The sequence below is a fragment of the Kistimonas asteriae genome, assembly GCF_018263925.1.
GTDB classification, from domain to species: Bacteria; Pseudomonadota; Gammaproteobacteria; order Pseudomonadales; family Endozoicomonadaceae; genus Kistimonas; species Kistimonas asteriae.
Genome location: NZ_JAEVHF010000003.1, coordinates 307428 through 333787, shown reverse-complemented (window position 1 = coordinate 333787; position 26360 = coordinate 307428). Strand labels below are relative to the sequence as shown.

At 46.8% G+C, this 26360-nt stretch carries 26 protein-coding genes; 8 read left to right on the top strand and 18 right to left on the bottom strand.

All coding sequences use genetic code 11. The annotated features are described in order from the left end of the window. Positions 1 to 161 precede the first annotated feature (161 nt). The 4 genes from KHS78_RS05910 to KHS78_RS05895 all read right to left on the bottom strand — a co-directional run bounded on the left by KHS78_RS05910 (position 162) and on the right by KHS78_RS05895 (position 2902). Entirely contained in the window at positions 162 to 620 is a 459-nt protein-coding gene (locus tag KHS78_RS05910) for a cupin domain-containing protein (RefSeq protein ID WP_211826069.1), read from the bottom strand. Positions 621 to 658: 38 nt separating this feature from the next. After that, a complete protein-coding gene (locus KHS78_RS05905) occupies positions 659 to 1366 on the bottom strand; it encodes an SDR family oxidoreductase (protein ID WP_246506138.1) in 708 nt (235 codons plus the stop codon). Between the two features lie 362 nt (positions 1367 to 1728). Beyond that, entirely contained in the window at positions 1729 to 2376 is a 648-nt protein-coding gene (locus tag KHS78_RS05900) for an SGNH/GDSL hydrolase family protein (RefSeq protein ID WP_211826067.1), read from the bottom strand. 76 nt (positions 2377 to 2452) lie between these two features. Then, positions 2453 to 2902 carry a GFA family protein gene (locus KHS78_RS05895; protein ID WP_211826065.1) on the bottom strand — a complete coding sequence of 150 codons (450 nt, stop codon included), beginning with the start codon at positions 2900 to 2902 and terminating at the stop codon, positions 2453 to 2455. Positions 2903 to 3118: 216 nt separating this feature from the next. On the opposite strand from KHS78_RS05895, the gene KHS78_RS05890 reads away from it, so the two are divergent. After that, positions 3119 to 3340, top strand: a complete 222-nt coding sequence (locus KHS78_RS05890) for a YgdI/YgdR family lipoprotein (protein WP_211826063.1) — start codon at positions 3119 to 3121, stop codon at positions 3338 to 3340. Positions 3341 to 3407: 67 nt separating this feature from the next. Here the strand turns inward: KHS78_RS05890 and KHS78_RS05885 are convergent, their stop codons facing one another. Further along, positions 3408 to 3749, bottom strand: a complete 342-nt coding sequence (locus KHS78_RS05885) for a winged helix-turn-helix transcriptional regulator (RefSeq protein ID WP_211826062.1) — start codon at positions 3747 to 3749, stop codon at positions 3408 to 3410. Between the two features lie 111 nt (positions 3750 to 3860). Here KHS78_RS05885 and KHS78_RS05880 point away from each other — a divergent pair, with 111 nt between their 5' ends. Next, on the top strand, positions 3861 to 4652 hold the full coding sequence (locus KHS78_RS05880) for an SDR family NAD(P)-dependent oxidoreductase (RefSeq protein WP_211826060.1): 792 nt from the start codon (positions 3861 to 3863) through the stop codon (positions 4650 to 4652). 286 nt (positions 4653 to 4938) lie between these two features. Here the strand turns inward: KHS78_RS05880 and KHS78_RS05875 are convergent, their stop codons facing one another. Continuing rightward, positions 4939 to 5523 carry a DUF3592 domain-containing protein gene (locus tag KHS78_RS05875; RefSeq protein WP_211826058.1) on the bottom strand — a complete coding sequence of 195 codons (585 nt, stop codon included), beginning with the start codon at positions 5521 to 5523 and terminating at the stop codon, positions 4939 to 4941. Positions 5524 to 6067: 544 nt separating this feature from the next. Between KHS78_RS05875 and asd the strand changes: the two genes are divergently transcribed. Further along, positions 6068 to 7210 carry an archaetidylserine decarboxylase gene (gene asd / locus KHS78_RS05870; protein WP_246506136.1) on the top strand — a complete coding sequence of 381 codons (1143 nt, stop codon included), beginning with the start codon at positions 6068 to 6070 and terminating at the stop codon, positions 7208 to 7210. A 20-nt stretch (positions 7211 to 7230) separates the two neighbouring features. Here asd and KHS78_RS05865 read toward each other — a convergent pair whose 3' ends face one another. Then, a complete protein-coding gene (locus KHS78_RS05865; RefSeq protein ID WP_211826056.1) occupies positions 7231 to 7584 on the bottom strand; it encodes a hypothetical protein in 354 nt (117 codons plus the stop codon). Positions 7585 to 7973: 389 nt separating this feature from the next. Here KHS78_RS05865 and KHS78_RS05860 point away from each other — a divergent pair, with 389 nt between their 5' ends. Next, on the top strand, positions 7974 to 8624 hold the full coding sequence (locus KHS78_RS05860) for a hypothetical protein (protein ID WP_343216876.1): 651 nt from the start codon (positions 7974 to 7976) through the stop codon (positions 8622 to 8624). A 229-nt stretch (positions 8625 to 8853) separates the two neighbouring features. Here KHS78_RS05860 and KHS78_RS05855 read toward each other — a convergent pair whose 3' ends face one another. The 4 genes from KHS78_RS05855 to KHS78_RS05840 all read right to left on the bottom strand — a co-directional run bounded on the left by KHS78_RS05855 (position 8854) and on the right by KHS78_RS05840 (position 12762). Next, entirely contained in the window at positions 8854 to 9705 is an 852-nt protein-coding gene (locus tag KHS78_RS05855; RefSeq protein WP_211826052.1) for an alpha/beta hydrolase family protein, read from the bottom strand. 319 nt (positions 9706 to 10024) lie between these two features. Beyond that, positions 10025 to 10372, bottom strand: a complete 348-nt coding sequence (locus KHS78_RS05850) for a hypothetical protein (protein ID WP_211826051.1) — start codon at positions 10370 to 10372, stop codon at positions 10025 to 10027. 14 nt (positions 10373 to 10386) lie between these two features. Next, positions 10387 to 11667, bottom strand: a complete 1281-nt coding sequence (locus KHS78_RS05845) for an aminotransferase class V-fold PLP-dependent enzyme (protein ID WP_211826049.1) — start codon at positions 11665 to 11667, stop codon at positions 10387 to 10389. A 99-nt stretch (positions 11668 to 11766) separates the two neighbouring features. Beyond that, on the bottom strand, positions 11767 to 12762 hold the full coding sequence (locus tag KHS78_RS05840; protein ID WP_211826047.1) for a CobW family GTP-binding protein: 996 nt from the start codon (positions 12760 to 12762) through the stop codon (positions 11767 to 11769). 513 nt (positions 12763 to 13275) lie between these two features. On the opposite strand from KHS78_RS05840, the gene zigA reads away from it, so the two are divergent. The 3 genes from zigA to KHS78_RS05825 are packed head-to-tail and all read left to right on the top strand — an operon-like array spanning position 13276 to position 15629. Further along, positions 13276 to 14475 (top strand): zinc metallochaperone GTPase ZigA, encoded by a 1200-nt coding sequence (gene zigA, locus KHS78_RS05835; RefSeq protein WP_246506133.1) that lies wholly within the window; start codon positions 13276 to 13278, stop codon positions 14473 to 14475. Then, the gene (locus KHS78_RS05830) at positions 14475 to 15164 is read left to right on the top strand and encodes a DUF1826 domain-containing protein (protein ID WP_211826045.1); all 690 of its coding nucleotides are present in this window, start codon (positions 14475 to 14477) and stop codon (positions 15162 to 15164) included. Before zigA ends, KHS78_RS05830 begins: the two co-directional genes overlap by 1 nt. 51 nt (positions 15165 to 15215) lie before the next feature. After that, on the top strand, positions 15216 to 15629 hold the full coding sequence (locus KHS78_RS05825; protein ID WP_211826095.1) for a winged helix-turn-helix transcriptional regulator: 414 nt from the start codon (positions 15216 to 15218) through the stop codon (positions 15627 to 15629). Positions 15630 to 15848: 219 nt separating this feature from the next. Here the strand turns inward: KHS78_RS05825 and KHS78_RS05820 are convergent, their stop codons facing one another. The 6 genes from KHS78_RS05820 to KHS78_RS05795 form a co-directional block, all read right to left on the bottom strand. Next, positions 15849 to 20081 (bottom strand): NACHT domain-containing protein, encoded by a 4233-nt coding sequence (locus KHS78_RS05820; protein ID WP_211826043.1) that lies wholly within the window; start codon positions 20079 to 20081, stop codon positions 15849 to 15851. A 223-nt stretch (positions 20082 to 20304) separates the two neighbouring features. Next, the gene (locus KHS78_RS05815) at positions 20305 to 20949 is read right to left on the bottom strand and encodes a hypothetical protein (RefSeq protein ID WP_211826038.1); all 645 of its coding nucleotides are present in this window, start codon (positions 20947 to 20949) and stop codon (positions 20305 to 20307) included. Between the two features lie 26 nt (positions 20950 to 20975). Then, entirely contained in the window at positions 20976 to 21491 is a 516-nt protein-coding gene (locus KHS78_RS05810) for a hypothetical protein (RefSeq protein WP_211826037.1), read from the bottom strand. A 7-nt stretch (positions 21492 to 21498) separates the two neighbouring features. Further along, complete coding sequence (locus KHS78_RS05805; RefSeq protein ID WP_211826036.1) at positions 21499 to 21807, bottom strand: hypothetical protein; 309 nt, start codon at positions 21805 to 21807, stop codon at positions 21499 to 21501. Positions 21808 to 21833: 26 nt separating this feature from the next. Next, positions 21834 to 22175, bottom strand: a complete 342-nt coding sequence (locus tag KHS78_RS05800; protein WP_211826035.1) for a hypothetical protein — start codon at positions 22173 to 22175, stop codon at positions 21834 to 21836. Between the two features lie 150 nt (positions 22176 to 22325). Then, complete coding sequence (locus tag KHS78_RS05795) at positions 22326 to 22910, bottom strand: hypothetical protein (protein WP_211826034.1); 585 nt, start codon at positions 22908 to 22910, stop codon at positions 22326 to 22328. Positions 22911 to 23544: 634 nt separating this feature from the next. Here KHS78_RS05795 and KHS78_RS05790 point away from each other — a divergent pair. Continuing rightward, positions 23545 to 24804 carry a 3-hydroxyacyl-CoA dehydrogenase NAD-binding domain-containing protein gene (locus tag KHS78_RS05790; protein ID WP_211826029.1) on the top strand — a complete coding sequence of 420 codons (1260 nt, stop codon included), beginning with the start codon at positions 23545 to 23547 and terminating at the stop codon, positions 24802 to 24804. Positions 24805 to 24904: 100 nt separating this feature from the next. On the opposite strand, the gene gatB is transcribed toward KHS78_RS05790, so the two are convergent. Continuing rightward, complete coding sequence (gene gatB / locus KHS78_RS05785) at positions 24905 to 26353, bottom strand: Asp-tRNA(Asn)/Glu-tRNA(Gln) amidotransferase subunit GatB (protein WP_211826027.1); 1449 nt, start codon at positions 26351 to 26353, stop codon at positions 24905 to 24907. Positions 26354 to 26360 lie beyond the last annotated feature (7 nt).

Here is a 26360-nt window from a genome sequence, read left to right as displayed (position 1 = left end):
AATTCCACAAGGCTCATGCCTTTCTGAAACTGGATTTTGTTCCTGGCCATGACACGTCTCCTAACCCAAGGAAAACCAGTGTCGTAAGTTTAGACGGGAGAATGGCTTATGTTAGGTGGTAATCAGGATTGTCTATAGGTCAATTGTTGTTTCACTTCCTTTCAGGAAACGATGAATTTTGACAGTGTCGAATCAATGGCGATAAGACGGTTAGCCTGTTCAGACCGGGGTGAGATCAACTCAAAATCCACCTCTTCGAAGCCCGGTGCGACGGAGCACCCTACCAGTATGGTATCGCCCAGTGGTTCTGCTGCCTGCCAGATACCCGCTGGTATCGCGTGACAGAACGCACCGGACTGGGCTGATAGCGTAATGACTTCTGGCGGTTTCATCGTGCCGTCCCACAGATAGAGCGTAAGCCCGGTTCCCTGGTAAAGGCTCCAGATTTCATCAGAGCGTAACCGGTGAAAATGGCTCACTTCACCAGGGTTCAATGTGTAGTAGATGTGCGTGAGAGCACTGCGGGGTTGGGCATCCGGCGCAGTGAGCCTGCGGTCAGACTTAAATACCGGACAAAACCGGCCGCCTTCGGGGATGTCAATAAATGCTGTCGGTTTCATTGGCAGGCTCTGTCAGGGGAGGAACCAACGTTTACCGATCACACTGATCGGGTGAATCCGCCATCAACCCTGATATTTTGCCCGGTGATATACGCCGCGTTATCGGATGCCAGAAAGGCGATGAGTTCAGAAATTTCTGCCATGGTTCCATAGCGATTCATCGGGATTCTATCCAGGAAGCTTTGTTTAGCGGGCAGGCTGTCAATGAAGCCCGGCAGAATGTTGTTCATGCGGATATTGTCAGCGGCGTATTGGTCGGCATACAGCTTTGTATAGACCGCCAGCCCGGCGCGGAATACGCCGGAGGTAGGGAAGTCAGGCTCGGGTTCAAACGTAGCGAAGGTGGATATGTTGATAATTGAACCTGACTGCTGACGTTGCATAATGGGGGTAACCATTCGGGTAGGACGAACCACATTGAGAAAATAAACTTCCATGCCTTGCTGCCATTGTTCATCGGATAGCGTAAGGATAGGCCCCTTCGGGCCATGGCCTGCGCTGTTGACGAGGGTATCGATACGTCCCCATTCGTTGAGTGTCATATCAATAAGGCGTTGGAGGTCATCATTGGATTGATTGGAGCCCGTTACGCCAATACCGCCCAATGATTGTGCCAGGGCTTCACCTTTACCCGATGATGAAAGAATTGAGACCTGATAACCATCTTCTGCCAGTTTGCATGCAGCATCTGCCCCCATACCGCTTCCACCGGCAGTGATAATAGCGACTTTCTCTGTTGTCATCATCGGCTCTCATTGTGCGATTTGGGGGCGAGTTGAATGCAGTCAAACGTTGAGTTGCACAAGCAGCATAGACAACCAGAACCCATCTCATAAAGACTTCCTGGAAAGAATCATGAAACCAGCAAGTCTCAAAAATCCAGGAAAATGCTCTAGCTTATACTCGTAACGTGTAACGATACGGCGAACATTGTGGAGTCAGGAAAATAGCTTCTCCAGTTCACATCGGCGTTTGTATCTTCTCAGTATTCGATCATTTTGAGTTTGAGGCTTGGTTCTTTTTTTTTTGCGGTGAGGCGCTATCAGCTCAATACCCTGCACTGTAAGAGTGAAATCCAGCGGATCATTATCATAAGCCCTATCATCAATCATACTGAGGCGGCATCTGTTGTAACAACGGAGCGTACCTTGTTAGCGATGGCAACCCCAAGTGTGGCCAGGGCATGTTCATCCAGATGCACGCCATCCAGTGGGCTGGGTTCCACAATCTCTGCAGCATCAAGAAATAAGCAATGGTGTTGCGTGGCAACGGCCCTGAAATGCTTGCCAAAGGACTCTGACTGGGAAATGTCACCATGGCACTGTTGCAGCAGTTCATGTGACAGCGCGTGGATACGCGGCGGTGAGATGATCATGACCTTGGGAGCTGCGCCGGCAGGACCTGTTGGGCTGCACTGAGCGCTTCGGGTCAAGAACGCGACACCTTGCGCTGCGTCATAGGCTGTCAGTTCTTGATGATGAAGTACATCGTTGGTGCCCAGGAATAGAATGAGCAAGTCAATGGGGGAGTGGGTTTCCATAATGGGTTGCAGCAGCTCTGCGCCATTGCGTCCAACACGAAAAGGGTCCTCATGCATTGTATAGCGTCCAGTCAGACCTTCAGCAATCACATGGTAATCATGACCCAGTGTGGCCTGTAATACCGAGGGCCAACGCTGGTGCAGTGGGTATCGGGCGGCAGTGCCGGGAATGTAGCCCCATGTGATTGAGTCGCCATAGCAGAGAATCGTTTTCATCGTTCAGTCATCCTGCATCAACAGACAGTAAAGAGTCACATCACATGGGGATGAACGATCAGTCTCGCCATTAGCATCAGGCATACTGTTGTCGTTTCTGCTGAAGATCCTGCAACCCTTCCTCAATAGAGGGTTGTGTATCATAGGCGAGTGCATCCTCCGGGATCGTGATCCACCCAGGGGCGCTTTTCAGCCAGACGTGAGCATCCGGTACCAACCGGGCAGCCTGTTCCAGAGTACCCGCTTTCAGTTTGATGATGTCCGGTGCATCCGGGTTTACATTGTAGATTCGATTTCCACAATCCGGGCAGAAGTGCGCCATGTTTCGTGTACCGACCGCAGATGTGCGTTCCCAGCTTTTCAGCTGACCGGAGATCAACTGGAAGGCGTTCGATGGCAACAGCATGGAATAGGTGCCAACGCCTGAGGAGGCTTTTTGGCATTCCGTGCAATAGCAGGCGACCAGAGCGATATAATTAGCGGGTATTTCATAGCGGACATTTCCGCACTGGCAGGATCCCTTCATCGTATTTTACCTGTGTTGGAAGTAGCGCTTTTCCTAAGCGTGGTAACAGGTTGGCTTTTTTTCACTGAAATAGAAAGTCTCTTGTCGTGTATTTAAACATGTTTAAGCATTCTGTCAGTTGATAACAACAAACAAAAACAAATACCATACAGTCCGCACAGAAAATCACGTTGCCTGTTCAGTTACACTGTGAATGATAAAAAACGGATGATAATCATGAATAAAACAATTACTGCACTACTGCTCTCTACGTCTCTGGTCGTACTGGCCGGGTGTGCAACGCCGAGTGCCGTGCACTTGAATGATGGCACCCGAATTGATGCAGTCGATACTCCATCCTACGACGATGATAGCGGTTTCTATACCATTGAAACGGTTGATGGAAAGGAACGTCAAATCAACAAGGCAGTGATTCAGTCCATTGAGGCACTGGAATAATGCAATAAACCCAATAAACGTGTTGGCGGGCATTTATTGACTGACGTTTATTGGGTGACTTTCAAGGTTATACATCACATTCAATGTCACTCTGGAGTTTTTCCAACTCATCCAGAATACGAATAAATTTGGTGCCAAATGTCGTTACAGTGTATTCCACCCGCGGCGGCACTTCGTTATAGGTGATACGCTCCAGAATACCGAACTGGACGTTGCGTTTCAGGCATTCATTCAGCACTTTAGTGGTTAACCCCTCAACACTGCGGACCATTTCACCGGGTCGATTAATCCCGTTTGCCAATAGCTGATAAACCGTCAGCGACCATTTGCAGCCAAAAATAGTCTCAACCATACGTGCGCTGCGCTCAGGCGCAGATTTCCGCGAAAAATATTTTTCCTGTGTTTTCATCAAGATATACCAAAAAGTAACTACTGCACCGGTTTGTGCCTGCTGTCGCGAGGCTACTGGCTTTTATATTCTGAGTCCACTCGATGAAAACATTCAACCAGGAGAATGGCTATGACTGACTCAGTCCAACCGGTCCACGTATCAGAAAACCAGGGTGTCGCACTGATTGTGGGTGGCTCCAGTGGTATGGGGCTGGCGACTGCAAAGCAACTGGTGCCGCGCGGTATTCCTACGATCATCCTTGGAAACTCCAATGACAAGCTGGCGGCTGCCCGCGATGCTCTGATGCCATACGGCGAGGTGGAAACGCTGCAGGCCAATTTGTACAAGCCCAGTGACGTCTCTGCGGTGATAGATACGCTGCAATCAGAGAAGCGTCATATCCGCTACCTGGTCAATGCCGCCGGTTATTTCAAACCGACAGCCTTTCTGGAACACACCATGGAAGACTACGATACTTACATGGAGATAAACCGGGCAACATTTTTCATTACCCAGGCCGTTGTGCAGAACATGGTGGCACACGACGGTGGTGCAATCGTGCATATCGGTTCCATGTGGGCGAAGCAGGCGATCAAAGCAACGCCGTCGTCCGCTTACTCCATGGCCAAAGCGGGTCTTCATGCACTGACACAACACATGGCCATGGAGTTGGCCGAGCATAATATTCGTGTTAATGCGGTTGCACCGGCGGTCGTAAAAACGCCGATTTATAACGCATTCATTGACCCCTCGGCAATGGATGAAACCCTGGCGACGTTTGATGCATTCCACCCCATTGGTCGAATTGGCACACCGGATGATGTCGCGAATACGATTAACTTCCTGTTGGGGGATGATGCCAGCTGGGTGACCGGTGCGATCTGGGATGTCGATGGCGGTGTTATGGCGGGTCGAAACTAAAACGCCCGGATTATGTGTCGTTAGTTTTTACGTTTTGTCTAGCATGGTGTTGTAGTGGCTTTGCTAAGGTAAAGCCATTTTTTACTCAGGCATGTAGCGTTGTTTTTATGATAGATGGAGAGTTGTATGGGGGAAGGCAAGCTACCTTAAAAGAGGCAGGAGAAGCACAATTTCAAGGTGCATGGATTTGCTTAAGGGGCAAACGTGCGCCAGCCATGAACGGCTGTTGTAGTATTGTGATGGTTCCTCTAGCCGACAGGCCCAAGAGTCTGGGCGGCGTTTCTAATCAGCGATAACCTTTAGGTATAACCGATAAAGGATAAAAGAAGGCTACTACAAACAGTAAGATGCCGAATACGATAAACGACGTGCCTACCCAGGACCCCAGTCTGTTATCTGACTCCCAGGCTTCCCTGACGTCGAGAAAGGAGCGCACACTGTGTTGGTTGACGCTCAAGGCATATACCGTGAAAAAAACACGGTCATCGAAAACGGCTGAGCGGGGATCTTCTCGGTTGAAAAGCACGGCTACTGTGTGTGTTCCCGCATTTTCAAGCGCGGTATAGACCTTATCAATCGCACCGGATTTGGAGTTGTAGTGAAACTCTTCGTCAACACCGGTTAAGCCAAACTTAACCACATCACTGCCATAGCGCTGGTGATCCACTTTTTTAACGAAGCGTAACGTGCCTTCTGCGCTGACAAGATTCTTTGTTTCAGGGATATCTTCAGTGGCCAGGAAAGAAATTAGATAGCCAAAAGCTATTGAAAGGACGCCTGAAAAAAGGAGCGCTTTTAAGATGCTGATTTTAGTATTCTTTATCAATGAACGTGTCCCTTCTTTTTTGATAAAGGAAAATGTTACAGTCACCTTTTCATCTTATCGTCTTTACAGCTGATGTATCAAATTTTCAGCGCATGTTCTCTGGTATCAATAGCCTAATGGATGCGATAAGCATCTTTATGGATGGGCTGAACTATATGTTTATTTTCAAAGTGTTTTATTTGAATTTTTATCCTATTGGAAGGTCAAATGATTTGGTGATATGTATTTGGTTGCAATGTTGATCAAGCTATTAATTGTCAGTATTTTTAGCGATATGGAATGGTGTGTGATATTAAAATGAATAATATTTCCACTGAGATTGAATAATTATATCTGTTCGAAATAGATGGTTTTTATAATATTTCAAATGGCAATAGAGAGACAGTTATAAATACTCGAAGTTCCCACCTAAAGACTAAAGTGCAATAGCCAGTGCCTTCAGTCACATTTATAGTATTGGAAATAGTTCAACGAATAACCCTGTTCGAAACCGTTGAGAGATCAGGCACTCTCAACCCCACGGAATCAATCTTATCCAGTTATTAACAACTATCAAACAGAACAAGATTCAGTTTAGGGAGATTCAATTATGCAGACATCAATGGCTTTGTTTTCCACTGTTAATCCTCACAGCAGAGATATGATCACTGCGCATGGCAAGAGTGAGAATCAAAGCCATGAGTTGACTATGAAACCAGCGTTACTCAAAGGAAAGTGTCAGCCTTCAAAAACAGCATCAAGAGTGCGTAAAACGGGCGCTGCTTCTCTGCCTGGTGTGCAAAGGACGATAACAAAGCGCAGGAAATGGCGTCGACGAATTACCCGGAAAGCAATGGCTAATGCTACTGAAAAACTCACGATCAAATTGCAGATGCGTTTGCCACACAAATCCTGTTCAACATTATTTGGTAAAATCGCTGATTGTCGAGTAAAACCCATTAAAAACGGGCTGATTCGTTTCTTTGTCTGGATGCACAAAATTAATCTCCAGGAAGCCGTCAAGAAGCGTCCGGAGGACTATAAAAGCTTTAACGATTTCTTCACCCGTCAACTGGAAAAAGACGCCAGGGTTATTGCTCCACAGGGTAAGATCGCTTCACCGGTTGATGGCACAGTCAGTCAGGCTGGAAAAATTGACGAAGGCAAAATGATCCAGGCCAAAGGCCATTCATACAGCGTGGAAGACTTATTAGGTGGCGATGAGTCTCTGGCTGAGACCTTCAAGAATGGTAGCTTTGCCAATATCTATTTATCGCCGGGCGATTATCATCATTTTCATATGCCCACGCACGGTAAGCTGCTAAAAACGATCCATGTACCGGGTGAGTTGTATTCCGTCAGCCCCAAAGCGGCTAGAAATATTGATGGCCTTTTTGCTAAAAATGAACGACTGGTTTGTATCTTCGACACGCCACAAGGGCGAATGGCGATGGTCATGGTGGGGGCCATCAATGTGTCCAGTATTGAGACGGTATGGGCAAAAGGCGTAATCGAGCCACACCGAAAGGATGGGAATCGTGCGGATGTTCATCCAGAGTACTTCGATAACTTTAATAATGAGCATACGTATGAAAAAGGGGATGATTTGGGCGCATTCCGTATTGGGTCAACGGTGATCTGCCTTTTTGAAAAAGATCAGGTTGACGGGCTGGAGAAGCTTGCCAGTGGCCAGAAAGTCACAATGGGAGAGGCTATTGGCTCCATGAAAGAAGAGAAAGCTGGCGCTGAATAAACGACGCCAGCTAAAGAAAACTAACCGGCACGTGCACCATTGGGGAGAGGTATTTCAGGCGTGGCGAGACAGGGCGTGATGCCATCGGCATAGCCAATGTCAAACAGCATGCCCTGAGAGACTTTCCCCGCCATGTTTCGTTCAGGCAGGTTCACGACAAAGAGGGCCTGCTTTCCTTCAATATCCCTTGGGTTATCACGTTCTTGTTTAATACCGGCAAGAATGGAGCGCGTGTGATCACCAAAGTCCACGGTCAGTTTCATCAGCTTGTTCGATTGCTCAACGTCACTGACGGAGAGAATCGTGCCGACACGAATATCCAGCTTTTCAAAATCTTCGAAAGTAATAAATTCTTTAATGGGCGCTGGTGTCATGATCCTATGCCTCATGATGAATATTATATACTGCGCACAATATACGGCATGGGATTGCATGCACCAAAGGGTTGTTCAAACGCACAGAGCATGTCTGGAGAGTGTATCCACTACGAATCAATGAACATCTGACGGGAATGACGTTTTTTATGCATAACCCTAGTACTTTTTTTCATAGTTCATGCGTTATGAAGTGTTTTTCTGGGCATATGACGTGTAATGTTTGACGACAGTTTACCCTTTGCCTATATGCTGTGTTCCTTAACATCAAAGCAGGCAGACGTATTATGTCGTTCATGCATAAGATGTGTTCCGTACTATTTTTACTCGTTGCGATCTCTTACCAGGCGCATTCCGCTCAACTTACCAACCATATGAAAGAGGCCTCCGTGCTGACAGCACAAGCATTTGAGCAGGCAAGGCCCAATGTCTTATTGTGTGTCATACCTTCTTCGTCGGAATCAGGTAATACAAGCGATGTAATAGGTAAAGTTATACCGGCCGGTGATGGCGGTAGTTACGTGTGTGAAAGCACGGCTCTGGCGGGTGATGTGTCGTCGGGAGCCCAGGTGTCCAAAGAGTTCAAATGGCTTGATATCGGCCATGATCAGTTGGCCAGCTGGCTTATCTCTTTTGCCTCGCTTGAAAAGAATGAGAGTGGAGCAGTGTATTTCGCGCTGAGATGCAGTGAGCACCGTCCAGATCATGCGCCAGCCATTTGTGTGCAATCAACGCAAGGTAAGGGGTTTGAGTTTGGTTATGAAGGGGGGGGGGATAATGGGAGCAAGTCATGTGCACCCCATGAAGGCGCACTTTACGCTTCGCCTTACTTCCATGCTGCAGCAACGGCATTTAGCAGCTGTACAGGTGACACCTTTCATCCCGAATGTCATCGGTGTAATGGTGGGGGCTGTGGTGCCTTTGAATGTTCCGCGTTTACTTCCTGGGATAAATGCCCGTCTGGTAGCCATCTCTGTGGCTATGAGCACTGTGTCGCAAACTTTTGCCCCATGAGGCCAATTTGTCAGTGGGATAAGTGATACGTCACAGTGAATGAGTGATGAGTTATTTTAGCTCCGACGTTAGCTAGCATGGGTTGTGCTTCACAAAGCCGGGAATACTGTTATTACGCCGTATCTTCAGTATTCTCGTTTTTGCCTATGACTGCGGCATCGGAGCTTCCTGCCATGACGTTATTCTTATCTTTATGCGTGTTAAACAAACATAAAAGGTATCCAGCCGGATACCTCATCACCGGCATGTCAGCACTTAGCGAGACAACCATTCCGCCGTTTCAGACCATGCCTGCTTATTCATGCTTTTTTTGAAGAAGCCAAAATGGTCTATGCCTTTCATCTGGTAATCTTTCGGCTGAAGGATGATCACGTCACTCTCCGCATTTTTGAACAGCGCTTCCAGCTTATGAACCGCGGGCGGTGGTGCAAACCGTCTATCATCTGCCATGCCGTAAAAGCGCATCTTCCCGTTATAACCCTGAAACCCTTCGCGCAACGGCCGTCCGGCTGGATCGGCGATATACGCTTTCTTACGGCCAAAGCGACTCCAGTCCCGCGCGACTTGGTTAGGAAGATGTTCCGCGCCCAGAACCCATCGGGGCAAACCGCCAGTGAGTGTATAAAACAGCGGCAGCACACCAAAGAAAAATGCGATCGTCAAAGGCCGGTCTTTCAGCGGCCAGTTCTTCCAGTAAATATGTTGCGAGGCAATGCTCAGGAAATCGGAATACCGGTTATTATCCGGCAGTACCCCCAGCAGCTGACCACCAATCGAGTGACCAATGCCTTTTACCTTCAACCGGGGATGCCGTTGCATAAAGTCTGACAGAATCGCATCCATATCCCGCTGCCCCCAGTGGAGCATGGTGGGCGAAGGAGAATCACTGCGAGACTTTTTACTCTCGCCGATACCCCGAAATTCATAGGTCAGTACCGTAAAACTTTGCTCGCATAAAAACTCTGCATAGGCCTGGTAATACTTACGCACGACACCGGTCGCACCGTTAATAATCAAACCGATACCATTGGGGTTTTCAGGCAGAAACTCTGTGCCAGCAAGGTGATAGCCGTCGTCCGTTTCGATCGTTATATTTTTTATATTCATAGGTACTGCTGTTGTTGATCTACATCTGGAGCGGTTAGGGTGAATGGCTTGGCATTCTGAGTCAACAGATTGCAAGGGCCCTATCACTTACACGTATATGCATACGCTTTTTGATTCGCTAAATACTCAACGCATGTTTTGTATCAAAGTGACGTATAACAGCCTGAAAACTGATGAGCACTAACTATTAGCAAAAGGTGTGGAAAGCGGTCTTACGCGATCGGGAATGTTCTTTAATTCGATGGACCAGGTTAATGCAATAATAAAGGCTCGCGACCTACAAAGTCCGCGAGCCTTTCGTTCCTGATAGGAGCGGCTTTTAGGCAGCAATCTCCGTAAACCAGAGCGCATCCTGAAAATTCCCTTTAATCACAAGATCCCCTTTGCCCATGGCAGAAAACGTATCCAGCTCTTCTTTGGAGAGCATGACTTTCAGCGCGGTATCCTTGTCCGACCATATCAACTCCACTGTCGCATTCTTGCTTCCGCCAGGATGGAAGAAGATCATGTTGCGCCGAAAGATATACGTGTGGCTGTGCTTGCCATCGGCGGTCCGGATCACAACCGTCCGGTTGATATAGCGAATCTTTTTCCGGAACGCTTTACTGAATAATGCGCTGGCCAGCAGTTTGAAGCCAAGGGCGATTAATAGCAGTGTCATTTTCATGGCAATGTCCTCCGCTACATCCAGGGTTTCAGATTTTCAATGGAAATCTCGCCTGCTTTGACCAACGGAATGACCTCGGCCAGGTCTCTTACAAACGTATCGACGACTTCATCCGTCACCGGGTCCAGCACGATTTTTATGGCAGGTGGCTGAAAGGAGGGCAGGCAATAGGATTGGCGCTCAAACAGTCCGCCCATTACCGCGAATAAATCCAGCCCTTTCTCCAGACGAATGGTCATCGTGCAGAGGTCTGAGGGGAAGCATTCCACACCGTCGATGGCGCTGATTTTTTCGAGGTAGCGTTGTTTTACTTCCATCGAACGCTTTGCCAATGCCAGGTAACCTTCTTCGCCCAGGAACTTCATCACCGCCCAGGCTGAGGCAATGGGGCCTGCGGAGGTCGTGCCGGTAATGGCTTCGGTGGAATACAAACCGTCGGGCCAGTCACTGGCGGAACAACAATAATATTGCTCCCACTCCGTGTTGCGGAAGGTGATAGACGATAACGGCTTGGCACTGTAGCCGTGCTTATGGAGATCCGCCGAGATCGAACGCACCCCCGGCACCCTGAAATCCCAGACCGGCAGTGCCTGTCCCAGCTTTTCGGCAAACGGCGACTGAAACCCACCGAGGCAACCATCCACATGCATCCACACATTGTGTTTTTCTGCGAGTGCGCCCAGTGCGGGAATGTCATCAAACAAGCCGTAAGGCCAGCAGGGGGCGGAACCGGCGATAAGAATTGTGTTCCTGTTAATGGCTTTTTCCATGGCGGCGACATCGGCCCGGTAATCGTCGCCCAGGGGAATGCGCTTGATCTCAATGCTGGCGTATTTGCACCATTTGGAAAAGGCCGTGTGGATGGAGTAGGGGACAACGATGTTGGGCTTGAGAATCCCTTTTTCCTGTTGGCCCCATTCCTTGGCGGCGGCAATGGCGGAGTACAGGCTTTCGGAGCCGCCGGATGTGAACCTGACCCTGGCATCCTCTGGAAACCGGAGCATTTCCTTGACCATCTGTTTCACTTCCAGGCCCATCTTCGTGCAGCCGGGCAGGAGTTCCTTGTAGAGGTAATTCCGTCTTAGAAACATCCGGTTGGCATCTTTGGCGATTTCGGCGGCTTCCAGATGCGACATCAGGGTGGTCGATTGGATGGTGTTGTGGGAATAGATGTCGGTGACATCCATGGCGTCGAAATCCGACAGCCGTTGCATGACGTCTTCTTTCGTTGCCCCTTTGTCGGGAAAGACCTTGCCTTCAAACGCGAGTGCTTGTTCTCCACCGAAATAACCCATACCACCCTCCTTATACTTATCTCCCTGGATTGTATGGGTTCTGGATGGTGCAAAAATTGATCGATATCAGTAAGTGGTACTATCGTGCATATATTGGTGTTAGTGGGATAAAGCAGCGTCTTTCAGTATTGCCTTAAAGAGCGAGGCTTCCAGTTCAACCCAGGGCAGAATGTCCTTATCAATAATTTCAATGCGGCTGCCATCTAACTGATCCAGCGCAAGTACACTGACCACACCATTTTGCCCATTAAAGCCTTTTAACCCCAGGTCTGTTCTGATAACGGCTTTTAAACGGTCGGCAGGAATGCCACTAAACAACAGAAACATCTGCTCATAAGAAAAAACAATTTTTTCGTCGTACAGCCAACCGCAACTATGATAGCCCTGTCCGTTATTCTCCTTACGGATATAGGTTTCACCTTCGGGCAGGACTAATGGTGCGGTGTCAGGCATAGATTGGTGATGACTATGGGCATGCTTATTATGTGCGTCTCGCTTATATCGAGGTAAATCCAGCCACTCCATTTTCAACGCACCGTGTTGGGCCCAGCCTGTGGTCTTCTGCTGTACGAATTGACGACTATAGTCTTCAAACAGATGGCGATGTTCATCAGAACAGAGGTCTGTTTTATTCGCTACCAGCACATCTGACAGTTGAGCCTGATCCCTGAAGTTATCATTTTCAAGGTATCGGCTGTCATTCAGGTGCCTGGGATCCATCAGGCAAATACTGGCTCTCAGGTCGAGCACTTCATCGTAGTACTCACCGGTCAGTGTGTTGAGAATCTGCTCAGGATGCCCAAGCCCTGTTGGCTCAATCAAAATGCGATCAGGCTTGCTGCGGGCAATCAGCATATTCAAACCAATCTGCATGGGTAAGCCCGCTACGCAACACATGCAGCCACCGGGCACTTCCCTGACCACGGCACCTTTACCCGCCATCATGGCGCCATCAATGCCGATTTCACCAAACTCGTTCACCAGCACGCCCCAGGTTTCATGTTCGGGCTTGTTGGCTAACAGGTGAAGAATAGCGGTTGTCTTGCCTGATCCCAGAAAGCCGGTAATCAGATTGGTGGGTATAGCCTTTGCCACAGTTACGGCTCCTGCAAACAGCGAAGACACGTTATAACATAACGTTTTTATAATTGCAGTCAGTCAGGCTGATGAACCGTTTCGGCGACCAACACTCCCAAAACGCAAATAAAAAAAGAATGCTTGGGAATGAGGAAATCGTCTGATTAGGGTCGGCAGCTGTTTTGCTGCCTGCAAGAAAGCTATACACGCCTTTTACTCCCAGCATATTGAACAGGCATCTCTGTTGGCCGGCAGAGCGCTTCGAGCCAATTTCATCGACTTCTCTCGCTATCTGCTTTATCCGTCGGAGTAGCCGGGCGTGTTCAACCCCTTTGGGGTCATGGAGTCACTCTTCTGATCACGGCCATAAGCGGACAGCCAAGCCAGCCTTACCCTGCGTTACCTCGAACGGATATTGTTACGCGGGGCGTAGCCAATCTGCATTCTGGGGTGTGTGTCTGATTTCATGTGTTATGTTATATCATAACATTTACGGGCTAACGAATGAGACCACCACCTATGCAGCCATACATGACTGGAATGCTCCCTGTCACTGTTCTTTCAGGCTTCCTTGGGGCGGGAAAGACAACGGTACTGAGCCATATCCTGAATAACCGGCAGGGGAAAAAAGTTGCCGTGATCGTCAACGATATGAGCGAGATAAACATCGACTCTACGATTGTCCAACAAGAGGTCAGCTTGAACCACAGCGAAGAGAAGCTGGTTGAAATGAGCAACGGTTGTATTTGCTGCACATTAAGAGAGGACCTGCTGGAAGAAGTCACCAAGCTCGCACAGGATGGGCGGTTTGACTATCTACTCATTGAATCGACCGGAATCTCGGAACCATTGCCTGTCGCCGAGACGTTCACGTTTGCCGACGAAAACGGTCAGTCGCTATCGGACGTGGCCAAGCTGGACACAATGGTCACCGTCGTTGATGCGGTCAATTTCCTGAGAGACTACGAAGACGCGCAGGCTTTACGGGATAAAGGGGAATCTCTGGGAGAGGAAGACGAACGTAGTGTTTCTGACTTACTGATAGATCAGGTCGAGTTCGCTGACGTTATTCTCATCAGCAAAACAGACCTGGTCGAAAAAGCCGACATTGAGCGTTTAACCGCAATTCTAAAAACGCTCAATACACACGCCCGAATCATGCCGATAACCCAAGGGCATGTGGAACTGGATGCAGTTCTGAACACCGGATTGTTTGATTTCGAGCGCGCACAGCAAGCACCGGGTTGGCTAAAAGAAATGCGGGGTGAGCACGTGCCAGAAACGGAAGAATACGGTATTAGCAGCTTCACTTACCTGGCTCGCCGACCTTTTCATCCACAAAAGTTTTATCAGTTTCTTCACAACACGGAGGGCTATGGCAAGCTTATTCGTTCGAAAGGATACTTCTGGCTGGCATCGCGACCGGAGTTTGCCGGCCAATGGAGTCAGGCGGGTGGTATTGCACGTTATGGCTTCGCTGGCATGTTCTGGAAAGCGGTTCCCCAATCGAGCTGGCCAACTGACGCGGAATATCTCGCATCCATAGAGAAACAATGGGTTGAGCCCTTCGGCGACATGCGTCAGGAACTTGTTTTCATTGGCCAAGGGCTTAATGCCGAGGAGATCACCCGGGCACTGGACGATTGTCTGTTGAGCGAAGAAGAGGTGTTTCGTGGGAAAGCGTACTGGCAGACGCTGGACGATCCGTTTCCAGCATGGGAGCACGCTTGATGAGGTCTGCTATTGCTGAACAATCACTCGCCCCTGATGCTGTGCAAGGTGATCGCACTCAACATCGGTTTCCCTCATCTGGCAACGTGCCAACAGTCCTTGCCGATATTTATCAGGAAGACATCAACATCGCAATTTGGCAGCGCACGCTCACCGAGCGACTAAAGGACGCCGTGGACGATTTTCTCGCCGCTAACCCGCAGTTTGAAAGCACCATGATCGTCTCGCCGCATAACGTTCATGCCGCAATCGGCGAGGCGAGTAGAGGAACCGTGCCAACAGAACTTGCCGGGAACGTTGCTGAACTCGTGGATATGTTTTGCTACCTCTTCGAAATAAAGCGTGCCGGCTTGCGTTTGGCGACACTGCACCGTGCAATGTGCCCACGATTTCACGTCGACCGGGTTCCCTGTCGGTTGGTTACCACCTATTGCGGTGTCGCCACCGAATGGCTGCCGCATCACGCGGTCAATCGCTCAAAGCTCGGTTCCGGGAACAATGGCCAGCCCGATGCTGTTTCTGGTCTGTTTCAGAAAGAGGATGACATTCAGCAACTCACCTGTGGCGACGTGGCGCTCATCAAAGGCGAACGCTGGGTCGGGAACGAAAATGCCGGACTGGTGCATCGATCGCCCGAAGTGCCGACCGGAGAACATCGGTTGCTGTTGACGTTGGATGTTAGCGATTAGTCCGTTTCGTTGAGTGTTTTAGGGTCAGGTCTTGATTCTTGAACCAATCAAATTTCAAGACCTGACCCTTTTTCCTTTTCAGACTGCCCCATCGCCAATGTACTGGATTGTGTCGGCGACAAATGGAGCTTACTGATCCTTCGGGATCTCCTGTTTTTTGGAAAACAGTCCTTTTCCGCACTGCAAAACTCGGATGAGCGGATGGCGACGAACATCCTGTCGAGCCGCCTGGAAAAGCGGGAGAACGACGGCTTGATTACCAGGCAGGCCGACCCCGGTGACAAGCGGAAAAAGGTCTATACGCTCACGCAAGCCGGCAAAGATAGGTTGCCGATCATGCTGGAGATGATTGCCTGGAGCAGCCAATACGACCCGGATACCAATGCGCCCCGGCCACTGGTCAAACGGATCAAAACGAACCGTGAAAACCTGATTCGGGACTTGCTGAATCGCGTTGAAAGCTGACGGTTGCGCTAGGGACTCAGAACCTCCCCCGCTTTAGTGGTTTTGATGTCCACTAAAGCGGGGGAGGTTCATGTTCCGAGTGCTTACGCTTGTTAAATGGTTAGCCGAGATTAATTAGACTACGAAAAAGATTTTTGCCCTCTTTGTTTACTGACTCCTTTATTTGGTGCCTGCGTAACAGGCCCTTTGTGTTCATAACACGGGTGCCTGTGTATTGTGCTACTTAATATTTGTGTTTATTACACCCTCAAAGCTTTGTTTATTGAGCTTATAGGCACCACTTATGTTAAGGCGACCTGAATATTCTTTGGAGCTGAAACCGCCAATAATGTTCTTTTCACCCAAAATGGTCCAAATAATTTTAAGCTTGTTTGATTTTAAAAAATCCAAAAATAATCTTTTATTTATTAGTAAAAAAGCTTTGTCTTTGTTCGCTATAGAAGGACTGAAGCAGCACAGTTGATTGTTCTCATTAACAAACTCAGATACTTTATCTGTGGGCTTTAAGCCCATGCCGTTGTGGACAAAAGCAGATGGTTTGAGAATATTTAGTGAACCTTCTATTGAACCGTCATTACCTTTCTCCCACGAGTAGTTAGTGGTGGTTAGAGTAACTTCAATTTTACTGTTGTTAGTGTCTTTTAGTTTTATTTCGTGTTGCTCTAATCCACCGTAGTAGTAATTATTAAAATATTGGTGAGCCTTCGACCAATAGTATTCACGGTCAAAGACTTGATATCTGTCTGAAGCTTCAGGCATCCATCTGCCCATAAAGTCTTGCTTGGTTGCCCAATCATATAATTTTTGACATTGGTCTTCTGAAACAATGTAGCTTCTAACGTGATACCACATTCTCTTGTGAGGATGATCCCACTGTTTTTTACCTAGTTCTTTTGGCTCTGCCCACTCAGGATAGCCTTCAAGTACCAGCCATTCTTCATTGTCGTTATCAATAACCGAAATTAATGATTCAGGGTTTGGTAAGTCGTTGGTTTCATGAATCCATTCTTTGTCACTTATAGTCCAGTTTTCGTGTTGTTCAGTTAGCCACCATTTAGTATTAGTAGACTTTTCGTTTTCCCATTCTGAATATCTAAGGAGCATTGATGGGTCTATATCCCGAACATTTGGCTGCCAAGTCCCTTGGTAAGGTTCGGTATCATTGTCTTTCCATCCTTGGTCAGATTTCATAATGCAGTTGTCAGAAACTCGTGCTAATACCTCATGCAGAGCTATCCATTGGTACTTTTTACCAATGCGTTCACTGCGTGAGCCCCTGCCTCTACCTGAGCCTATTTTGCTATCAAATTCACCATGTAATTCAGCGTCATACCCATATTTTTCAAATATCCACTCGACGGCTACGTTACTAAATTCGTCGGGATTCACATCCCAAGCTCTAAGAGCTGACTGAAAGGTATATCGACCAAAATCACCATAGCCACAGACACCTCGCCCATACTCAGTAGTCATAGAGCTTAAAATATTATTTTGGGAGTAGAGATATCTTTTGTCCTTGTCAAAGTCGACTTCATATTTTGTATCAATATCCTCATTAGTTGGGAAATTAGTTGGAAAGTCACTTTTATACGGAGGACGACACTTATCAAGGTCGAAACCTAAATCTCCACATGTATGGTGTGCGTATTCGATAACTCCACGCGCATAGTCCCGCAGCAAGATATGCGGATAAACCTCACTTTCGGTATCAAAGATTGTACTATTAACGTAAGTTGCTAATGATTTGAGAGAAGCTTTATCTGTGGTTAACAGAGAACAGCCATAGGCTGCCGCAAACAACCGCTCGTAAACGTACGGATCATTGACACCTTCAAACTTAGTTAAAACTTGAATTAATATGACGATATTCTCTTTTAATAAACAAACTAGCGCTTTTGTTGCTTCGTCACGTAATTTTCGGTCAGTGCTTGTAAACAACCAAGTAAGGGCAATAGCGGAGAGCTTAAGGGATTTGGATGAAATATGCGATTTATCGCAATCATTCCAAGCCCAGTCAATTAACCTTTTAATAGCGCTATTTCGGTAATAAACATCTTTGAGATAAACAGTCCACCACCCATCTCTTTCAGCCAAAGTCTTTTTGTAAAGGTTCTTGTGTAAAAATTTACTATTAAAAAAGTGCTCAGGGTTTGAGCTAAGTGCAATTATTGTGTCCCAAAATAGATCTTGGGTATTGTAATTAGAAATTACTTCGTCATTGATATAGGCGATCATGCTCTCATTGGCATGCTTAACATTTCGCCATAACAAACTTTGAACAAAGCTTTCTACAACAGGATATTTGCCTTTAATGTGCGGAGCAAAGGAGTAGAGCTCTGAGCCTGTTGATTCTGGAATCTGAATTGATAAAGCTTCGAGTAGACCTTTATTTTGATAGCAGGTGTTGTTATCACTAAACAGCTTGTAATAGACACCACCTTCCTTAAATTCGTCTTCTACATTAGGGTGTTGTGCGAGTAAAAATCTTGCCATCATATGATCTTCAAATCGCTCGTAAGACAGGTAGATTCCTTCTTGATAGCTTTCAGACTCGCTAATCCAAAACAAATTTTTAGAAAATACTCCTTCTGATACCAAGCTATCTAACAACCCTGACTTGATGCCATACTTTTGTGACAAAGTATTTAGCTCAATAAGCGCGTCTTCATAAGAGATTACTTTGTCAGGAGTAATAAACTTCTTCGACATTATGGCGCTAATGGCTTTTTCGACAATGTTAATGCTAGGTGGGTACTCAAATTGATTTGGCTTTGACAGCCTTTGGTTTACACTATTTATAAAGAAGCCGATAATATCTGTTAGTCCTTGGATTTTAGGTATTCTTGAATAACCAGCTTTACTCAAGCCTTCGCAAAACAATAAAAGAAAAAGCGGATTCTGGAACTCTGGATGAAGCAGTGGAATAGACGGTTGTTCTATACCGAAGTTGTCAAAAAATATTTTGGTTGCTTCATATTCTACATCTGTAAAGCCGTAATGAGTGGTAAAAATAAATTCATTTCTCGATGTTAGCTCTTCGGGTAAAAGCAAATTTGAATATGAAGAGCGAACTGAAATCACTAAGCCTAGCCACGGATACTTTTTAATGTTTTGCGCAAAACCACTTATATTATCAGGCCAGAAGTAACGACCTTTACCTTCATTGATTGCGTCTATAAATAGAATTATGCGCTGCTTGTTGGCTTCGGCTTTCGCATTGAGTGCGCCAAAGAATTGATGAGAAGAGCAAGTGATATCAAGTTTTTTCTTAATTTGAGTCCAAGGATCTTCCTCGGTAACAAAGTGTTGGCCAAGTAGAAATAAACTTTGAGAACCATCTTTGTTTCTTGAAGTTATTACATCAGCAAGTAGGTGTGATTTACCAATGCCTGCTTCACCTTTTAATACTAAATATGGGTTGTTAGCTAACGTAAATTCGTCACTGGATATCACCTCTAGTGCTTTATAAGCGGCTTGTTCGGCGTTGAATACGTTGTTTAGTTCGGTACCAAATTTTTGGTATCTACTGTGAGATTCAGGGTTCTTTTTTCTTAGTTTTTCTTCTTCGGAGTAATAAAAGTCGTTAACAACGCTTAGTGTCGATTTAACTTCTTCAATTAATAACTTAAAGCCTTCCTGCGGTATATGCTCAATGCCGTCAAACTCTACCGAGAGAAAAAATTGTGCTAAGTCATCAAGAGCTTGAGAAAGCTTGATTTTTTCATTTTTCAGTAATGATTCAGTTGGAATAGCCTCTTTCCCCAGTTGAAGTAGTTCGTCAATGGTGACTTCAACATCATTTTTAAGTTTTTCACCTCTGGCTAACCCAATAAAAATTTTTGATATATCTAGGTTTACATTTAAGTCTTCATAAAAGTTAGGTGTATATCTCTTACCTAAGTCTGCGATTGATTGCTCTGTATTACTGGCAAACCAACTGTCCGTAAACTCTTCACGGTTAAACCAAAAGTAAGTTAACCCTTGGTTCTCAGGTTTACTAAGCTTAGAGATTAAGTCTGAACTCCACCAAGCCATGAACGTAACACTTAGCCCTTTATCTGATGCCCATCCTTCCCATTTTCTAACCCTTTCATTCCACTTATCTAACATCGACTTTTGTCCTGACAGTCTGGCGTCTGGTGGATCATTGGGTATGGCAATGTAGTAATTTGTAAGGTTAGGGTGTTTGTCTAAAACTGTTTTGACAGATTTATCTAGTTGCGTCCACTGGTTGTCTTCAAGGCTTGCTGTGAAGTATTTTGCCTGCCAAGCCCATTCATCTGCGTTTTCTAGTATCCAATAGCACTCAACACCTGCGTCAGGCTTTCCCTTTCGCACGAACTTCTTTTTATTCGGAATGTTTTCGTTTCGCGCTAATTGGCAAACAAGCTCTTCAAAACCTTCGTTTTGTGAATTCTCTAAAGGTCTTATGTTGTGCCAGTTTATTGCCATTTTCTCAATTCTCTTTCACGCTGATAAAATTAGATAAGGTTAGCTAAACAAGTTTGGTAAAAAATACACGCCGTATATGAAGCACGAATTTTGAGTGTTGTTATTGAAGATAAGTAAATCACTATTCTGCTAATTGTGTGGTTGATTTCTACATTTAACGGCTGTGTGGGGCGCCGTAGGGGGGGGCTGCGTAGCAGCAAACACCACGTACTTTTTAGGCCCGTTAATAATATAAATTTCTCTTATGAGGTATGTATTTATCTTGGCTATTAATAGCATCCATAAAATGTTCGGCACTGACTATCTTGCCTAGACCCGCTAAGCAAAAATATGCTATCCATCCAGAATATATAGAAAAAACTACTGTGCTTACAAACCACAAAGGGCCAAGTTCTCCAAGTATCCAAGCAGATATGGGTAGCAAGGCTAAGCATAAAAATGAGAAGGTAAAATACCAAAATACATTCCATAATGCTCTAAATTTTCTGTAGTTTGATTTGTTCATAGGGGAACGAAATATAGGTTCACCTTCAGATATGGGAAAGTTTATGAATTGCTTTCCATTGATATAATTCGAAAGTGCTTCTGAGGGTGAGTGCAACTCTAATATGTAAGAGATTTCTCGCCATGAAATGGCCTTGCCATACTTTTTTTCGATTATCTGCTCTATTAGAAAAGAAACATTGGCTTTGTTTTTGTTTGATAGTATTTCTGATAATAACTCAAGCTCTTCTTTTTCTATTGCTTTGTTATTATCGAAGTGTTTTTTAAGGCTCGGATAAAGCTTTATTATTAAAAAAACCACAAAAGCAAAGTAGATCTCTAATCCTGCATTGTTTATTATTTCTTGGATAAGACTCCGTAACATTGTATAAAACCCTTATTGCCAAGGCCTCAATCAGAGGCAGCTGAATGTGGTCGGACAGATTGACTTGTATGTTTTGTTTTAGTTGAAGCTACAGCTCTATATTTTGGAAAAAAAAGTTCTTTCCCAAGAATAAACATGTGAAAGACGACGTACCATAGAAGCAGGCCCGACACACCAAGTAGAACATTTATATCCAGTACTTCAAATTTTGTGAAGTAAACAACATCACCATAAAATCGCTGTATAAAGGCTCCCTCAAGTAAAGAGCAAGCTGTTGTCGAAACTGCTGAATAAGTACCAATGGTCAGACCTATATCGAGTGGTAAAAATCCAGTTCTCACAACCATTCCTGCACTATCGTTTGATTTAACCCTAACAGCATGTGTTAAAACAACTGCAACTACAGAGATAAAAATAACTTTTTTAAGATAACCTTTTTCAAGGACAAGTCTTACATAATCAGCCATTTCACTCTGATAAAAAGCAGTGATAGAAGCTAGTATGCCGACAAGTACAAGTGCGATTATTGAGTTACGATCCATTTAACTCTTAGCTCCTGTTAAATGCTTCTATATTTGATTTTTCTCTTTTGTCAGAATCATTTCCCAAGATTGCTCCAATTACTCCGCCAATTAGAACTCCTGGCATTCCTCCTACTAAACCAAGAGCGCCACCAATGACCGTTGAGACAGGTGTTGATTCAGTTGTTTGCTCTGCCATTACTTGAGAAATATGATATGTATCATTCTCAATCTCAATGTAATCACTTCCTATTTTATTAGAAAGTTCCTTCCTAGAAGAAGCACTCGTATTTAAGTACTTTTTTTCTCCTAATGAGTTTTTTATGAATAATCTCATTGATTAACTCCTAAAAACATAGTGCTTCAAAAACCTCCGTCGTCTTCGGCGCCTGAGTTGCTTGACTTGTTAGACGATGGTGATGAGTTAAGCGTATTTTTAGCTTGTACTTGAGATGTACCAAAAATATAACCCACTATCGTACCGAGCAACCCCATTATTGCCTGACCATCAACTTGTATAGTAACCGTAATTAAAATAACGACAGGCAATATAAAGGTAAGGCCTAGTATTTGAAGTACATATGGAGCCAAAGGGCTTTCAGCTTTCATACTTTTGAGTGCAAATAAACCAGAAAATATTAGAAGAATACAAACAACTCCAATCATTCCATGTGGGTTCATTATTGTTTCTAGAACACTATCCATTATTTAGCTCCTTATTTTTTCACCTAATGCCAGCGTGTAGGGCGCCGAATGAATATTAGGCAGATTGTTGCCATACATGACGCACTTGTATAGCGCAAAAAACGATACTGTTTACTACACTGACTATCTATAAAACTATGTATTTTATTGTTAAGGCATCGTTTTAAGTAGTTCTTGTATCAGACTGGGATCTACATCCTTTTGGGATAAGTAATTGTAAATAAAAGCGGCTTGGTCAGCTTGCTCTTGTCTTTTTTGTTCAAGTTTTAATTTCTCAATATTGACTTTTTCTGCCTCGGTTTTTACCAGTGTTGTTGCTGAGTCTATTACGCTCTTGTACAGTGCCTCTAATTGGGATGGTGGGATATCAGAGTTCATGCTGATCTCGCATAAGCGATAAAGCGACTCTCGTAAGAAAAGAACCATTTGTGTTTTATCTGTTAGAGAGACAACGCTTTGTGCTAATTCACCACTTACATTTGCATCTGTTTTTTCTAATGCATCAATTTCAGCTTCTAATGTTGCTAAAACTCCAATTGCAGCATCAGGTGCAGGCTCTGCACATGATTGCCATTTTCCATTGATGTTTGAGATTATTGTACCTCTTCTGGTAGCATCGTAATCAATCCAATAACTACTGCTACTGTTTAGTTCATGCTTTCTTGCTGGAGGAGTCAGGCTTGAACATGCACTTAAAAATATACTTATAAAAAGAATGTAAATTACTTTTTTCATTGTTTTCTCTTGTGCTTTTTGAATAGTTGTTTGGTGTGTTGGAGTGTTTTTCGCCTAACAAAGGTTTATACGAACTGAGTTCGCATAACAGACTATTTATTAATTAAATGTTCTTTAAAAACCAGCATGTCAACAAGATATATCTTTGGTTCGTTATTCGGTTATTTATCAGTCAGTCCGTATTTTTATCAGGTGCCCATAAAACAAGATTTTGTCATTAAATATTTGAATATATTATATTAACCAGAAGGTTGTGAGATCTAGAGATTTTCTATATGGGCGAACTAGGTCAACGTCTAAGAACATAATTAACGAGATGATCAAGATTTCGGATGGTTTGATGGTAACAACGATGTGTTTTCATAAATGCTTGGCACGCTACCGCCCGGAGATGTTGGCAGCCTTCTGGCAGCCAAAGCATGGTTCTCGTTAGCTATACGGTTACGTTGTCGTTTATCGCGGACGATATAACCATATTTTCCTTCGTTCGGCTATGGCACTAGTGTGTTGTTCCTTGCTTTATCTTTTATCCTTTGACCCACCACCACAGACTGTTTTATCCGCAGCCGCTTTCACCGGTGAACTACACTCAGCCTCCAGATGCTCACCGGAAAACGGTAACGAGGTAGCGGTTATGGTACGGCGTGGTGTTCTGGGCCTGGCGGTGGCCTGGTTGTTGCTCTTTGCAGTGGAGGTGTTGGCGGATACCGTCATTGTCTTTGGCTATGGGGCAACGGGGCGTGTGTTTGTTGACCGGGTGCTGAAATACCGCGATGGGCTGGACCTGGTGATCGTGGATATTGATCCGGACAAACTGGCCCAGGCGCACGAGCGGCTGAAGGGGTGTGCGGGTGTTCATTATCTGTCGTCTATTGATGAGGTGACGGATGACCACTGGCAAGACGCCGTCTTTGTCCAGGAACTGGTGACGGAAGATGTGACGGTGAAACAGGCCCTGCTGGCAAGGGCGGTGTTACAGCTGGAACAGCATCAGAACCCGGCGCCGGTTGGCAGTAATACCTCGTCCATTCCCGCGACGCTGTTGGCGCGGCAGTTACCGGAATCCCTGAAAACGCGGGTCGCCGTCAATCACCTTTACTCACCCCACAGTGCGGCGGCCGAAGTGGCGACGCTGGACGATTCACCAACCGCACAGGTAACGAAAGATGCCGTGGTAGCGTTTAACGAAAGCCTTGGCATCCGGTCTTTCCGGCTAAGTAATGACTCACTACCGATCCCCGATCAGCTCGGCCACTCCTTCAACCGGATCTGGTTTCGTCTTAAAGAGCATTTCATTGATATGGCCGAACAAGACGTGATCAATTACCCCATGGTCGATCTGGCGTTCATGCTGGTCTATGGGCGACCGCTGGGTATCTTCGGCACCATGGATGTCATTGGCCTGGGCACGGCGATCCATATTCGTGATGTCTGGTTTGAACTGGGGGGCGTGGGTTCCCGTATGCCGGCCTCCATCATCGAGCGTTGGCAGGAAGGGCGGCGGTTTTACAGTGAGGAGGATCGTCCTGCGGATGTTGAGTGGCTGGCGCCACAACGCCAGGCCAACCTGGAAGGTTTGCAGCGTTATGCCGAAGCGCACGCCCTGGCGGATGAGAGCTGGCAGGCGAAAACGAAACAACTGGTGAAGGAGCTGCTGGCTTCGGCGCGGCATCTCAGTTCACGGGAAAAAGACAAGGCCCTGCAGCAATGGTTCGAAGACGATGAACGGCTGCAGTATGTCACGTTCCTGGTGGCCGCCGTGACGCTGCAGGAATACCGCCACACCATCCTTGAAAACAAGGTGCTCTCCGTGGAGGACGCGGATGCCTTACTGGGGATTCTCACCGGCCAGTCGTACTTCCTCAGTCGTATGGAAAACGTCTTTCAGGAGTGATGACAGGTTGGGAACGTGCGGGTGTTCGGGCAGGTTGAACTAGCGGGGAATCTATCAGGAAATATTTCCGGGCCGTTGACGGCCCGGAAACAGTGAGCAATTACTGATCCAGCTTCTGCTTCAGAATCTGGTTCACCATGCCCGGGTTGGCTTTGCCTTTGGAGGCCTTCATGATCTGGCCGACAAAGAAGCCCAGCATCTTGCCACGCTTGCTTTCCTCGGCGGCGCGGTAGTTGGCCACCTGGTCGGCACAGTTCGCCAGCACCTCGTCGATGATGGCTTCAATGGCGCCGGTATCGGTCACCTGCTTGAGGCCTTTCTTCTCGATCACGTCATCCGCACTCTGGCCTTCACCGCTCCACAGGGCGTCAAACACCTGCTTGGCGATCTTGCCGGAGATGGTGTTGTCGCGGATGCGGGTGATCAGGCCGCCCAGCATCTCGGCGTTCACCGGGGATTCGCTGATGGTCAGGCTGTCGTTGTTCAGGCGGCTGGCCAGTTCGCCCATCACCCAGTTGGCCGCCAGCTTGGCGTCGCCACCGCTTTTCGCGACCTGCTCGAAGAAGTTGGCCGTGGTACGGTCTTCAACCAAACGATTGGCGTCGTATTCATTCAGCTGGTATTCCGCCGTGAAACGGGCCTGCTTGGCCGCGGGCAGTTCCGGCATGGTCTGGCGAATACGTTCCAGGTGTTCGTCGTCGATCACCACCGGGAGCAGGTCAGGGCAGGGGAAGTAACGGTAGTCGTTGGCTTCTTCCTTGCTGCGCATGGAGCGGGTCTCGTCCTTGTCGGCGTCGTACAGGCGGGTTTCCTGCACCACGGTGCCGCCGCTTTCCAGCAGGTCGATTTGGCGCTCGATCTCATGGTTGATCGCGCGTTCTACGAACTTGAAGGAGTTGACGTTCTTGATCTCGGCGCGGGTGCCCAGTTTTTCCTGGCCTTTCGGACGCACGGAAACGTTGGCGTCGCAACGCATGGAGCCCTGGGACATGTCGCCGTCGGACACTCCCAGGTAGCAGACCAGCGTATGGATGTATTTCAGGTAAGCGACCGCTTCCTTCGCACTGCGCATGTCTGGCTCAGAGACGATTTCCAGCAGGGGGGTGCCGGCCCGGTTAAGGTCGATGCCCGTCATGCCGGAGTAATCTTCGTGCAGGCTCTTGCCGGCGTCTTCTTCCAGGTGAGCATGGTGAAGGCGTACGGTTTTACGACTTCCGTCTTCCAGTGTCAGTTCCACTTCACCGGCGCCGACAATCGGGTGATCCAGCTGGGTGGTCTGGTAGCCCTTGGGCAGGTCCGGGTAGAAGTAGTTCTTCCGATCGAAAACATTGCGCTGGTTGATTTTGGCATTGATGCCAAGACCGAAGCGAATGCCCATGTTCACGGCTTCTTCATTCACCACCGGCAATATGCCCGGCAGCCCCAGGTCGATGACGTTAGCCTGGGTGTTCGGCTCGGCACCAAACGCGGTGGACGAACCGGAGAAAATCTTGGACTTGGTGGCGAGCTGGACGTGTACCTCCAGCCCGATGACCGCTTCCCATTCCATGTTGTAA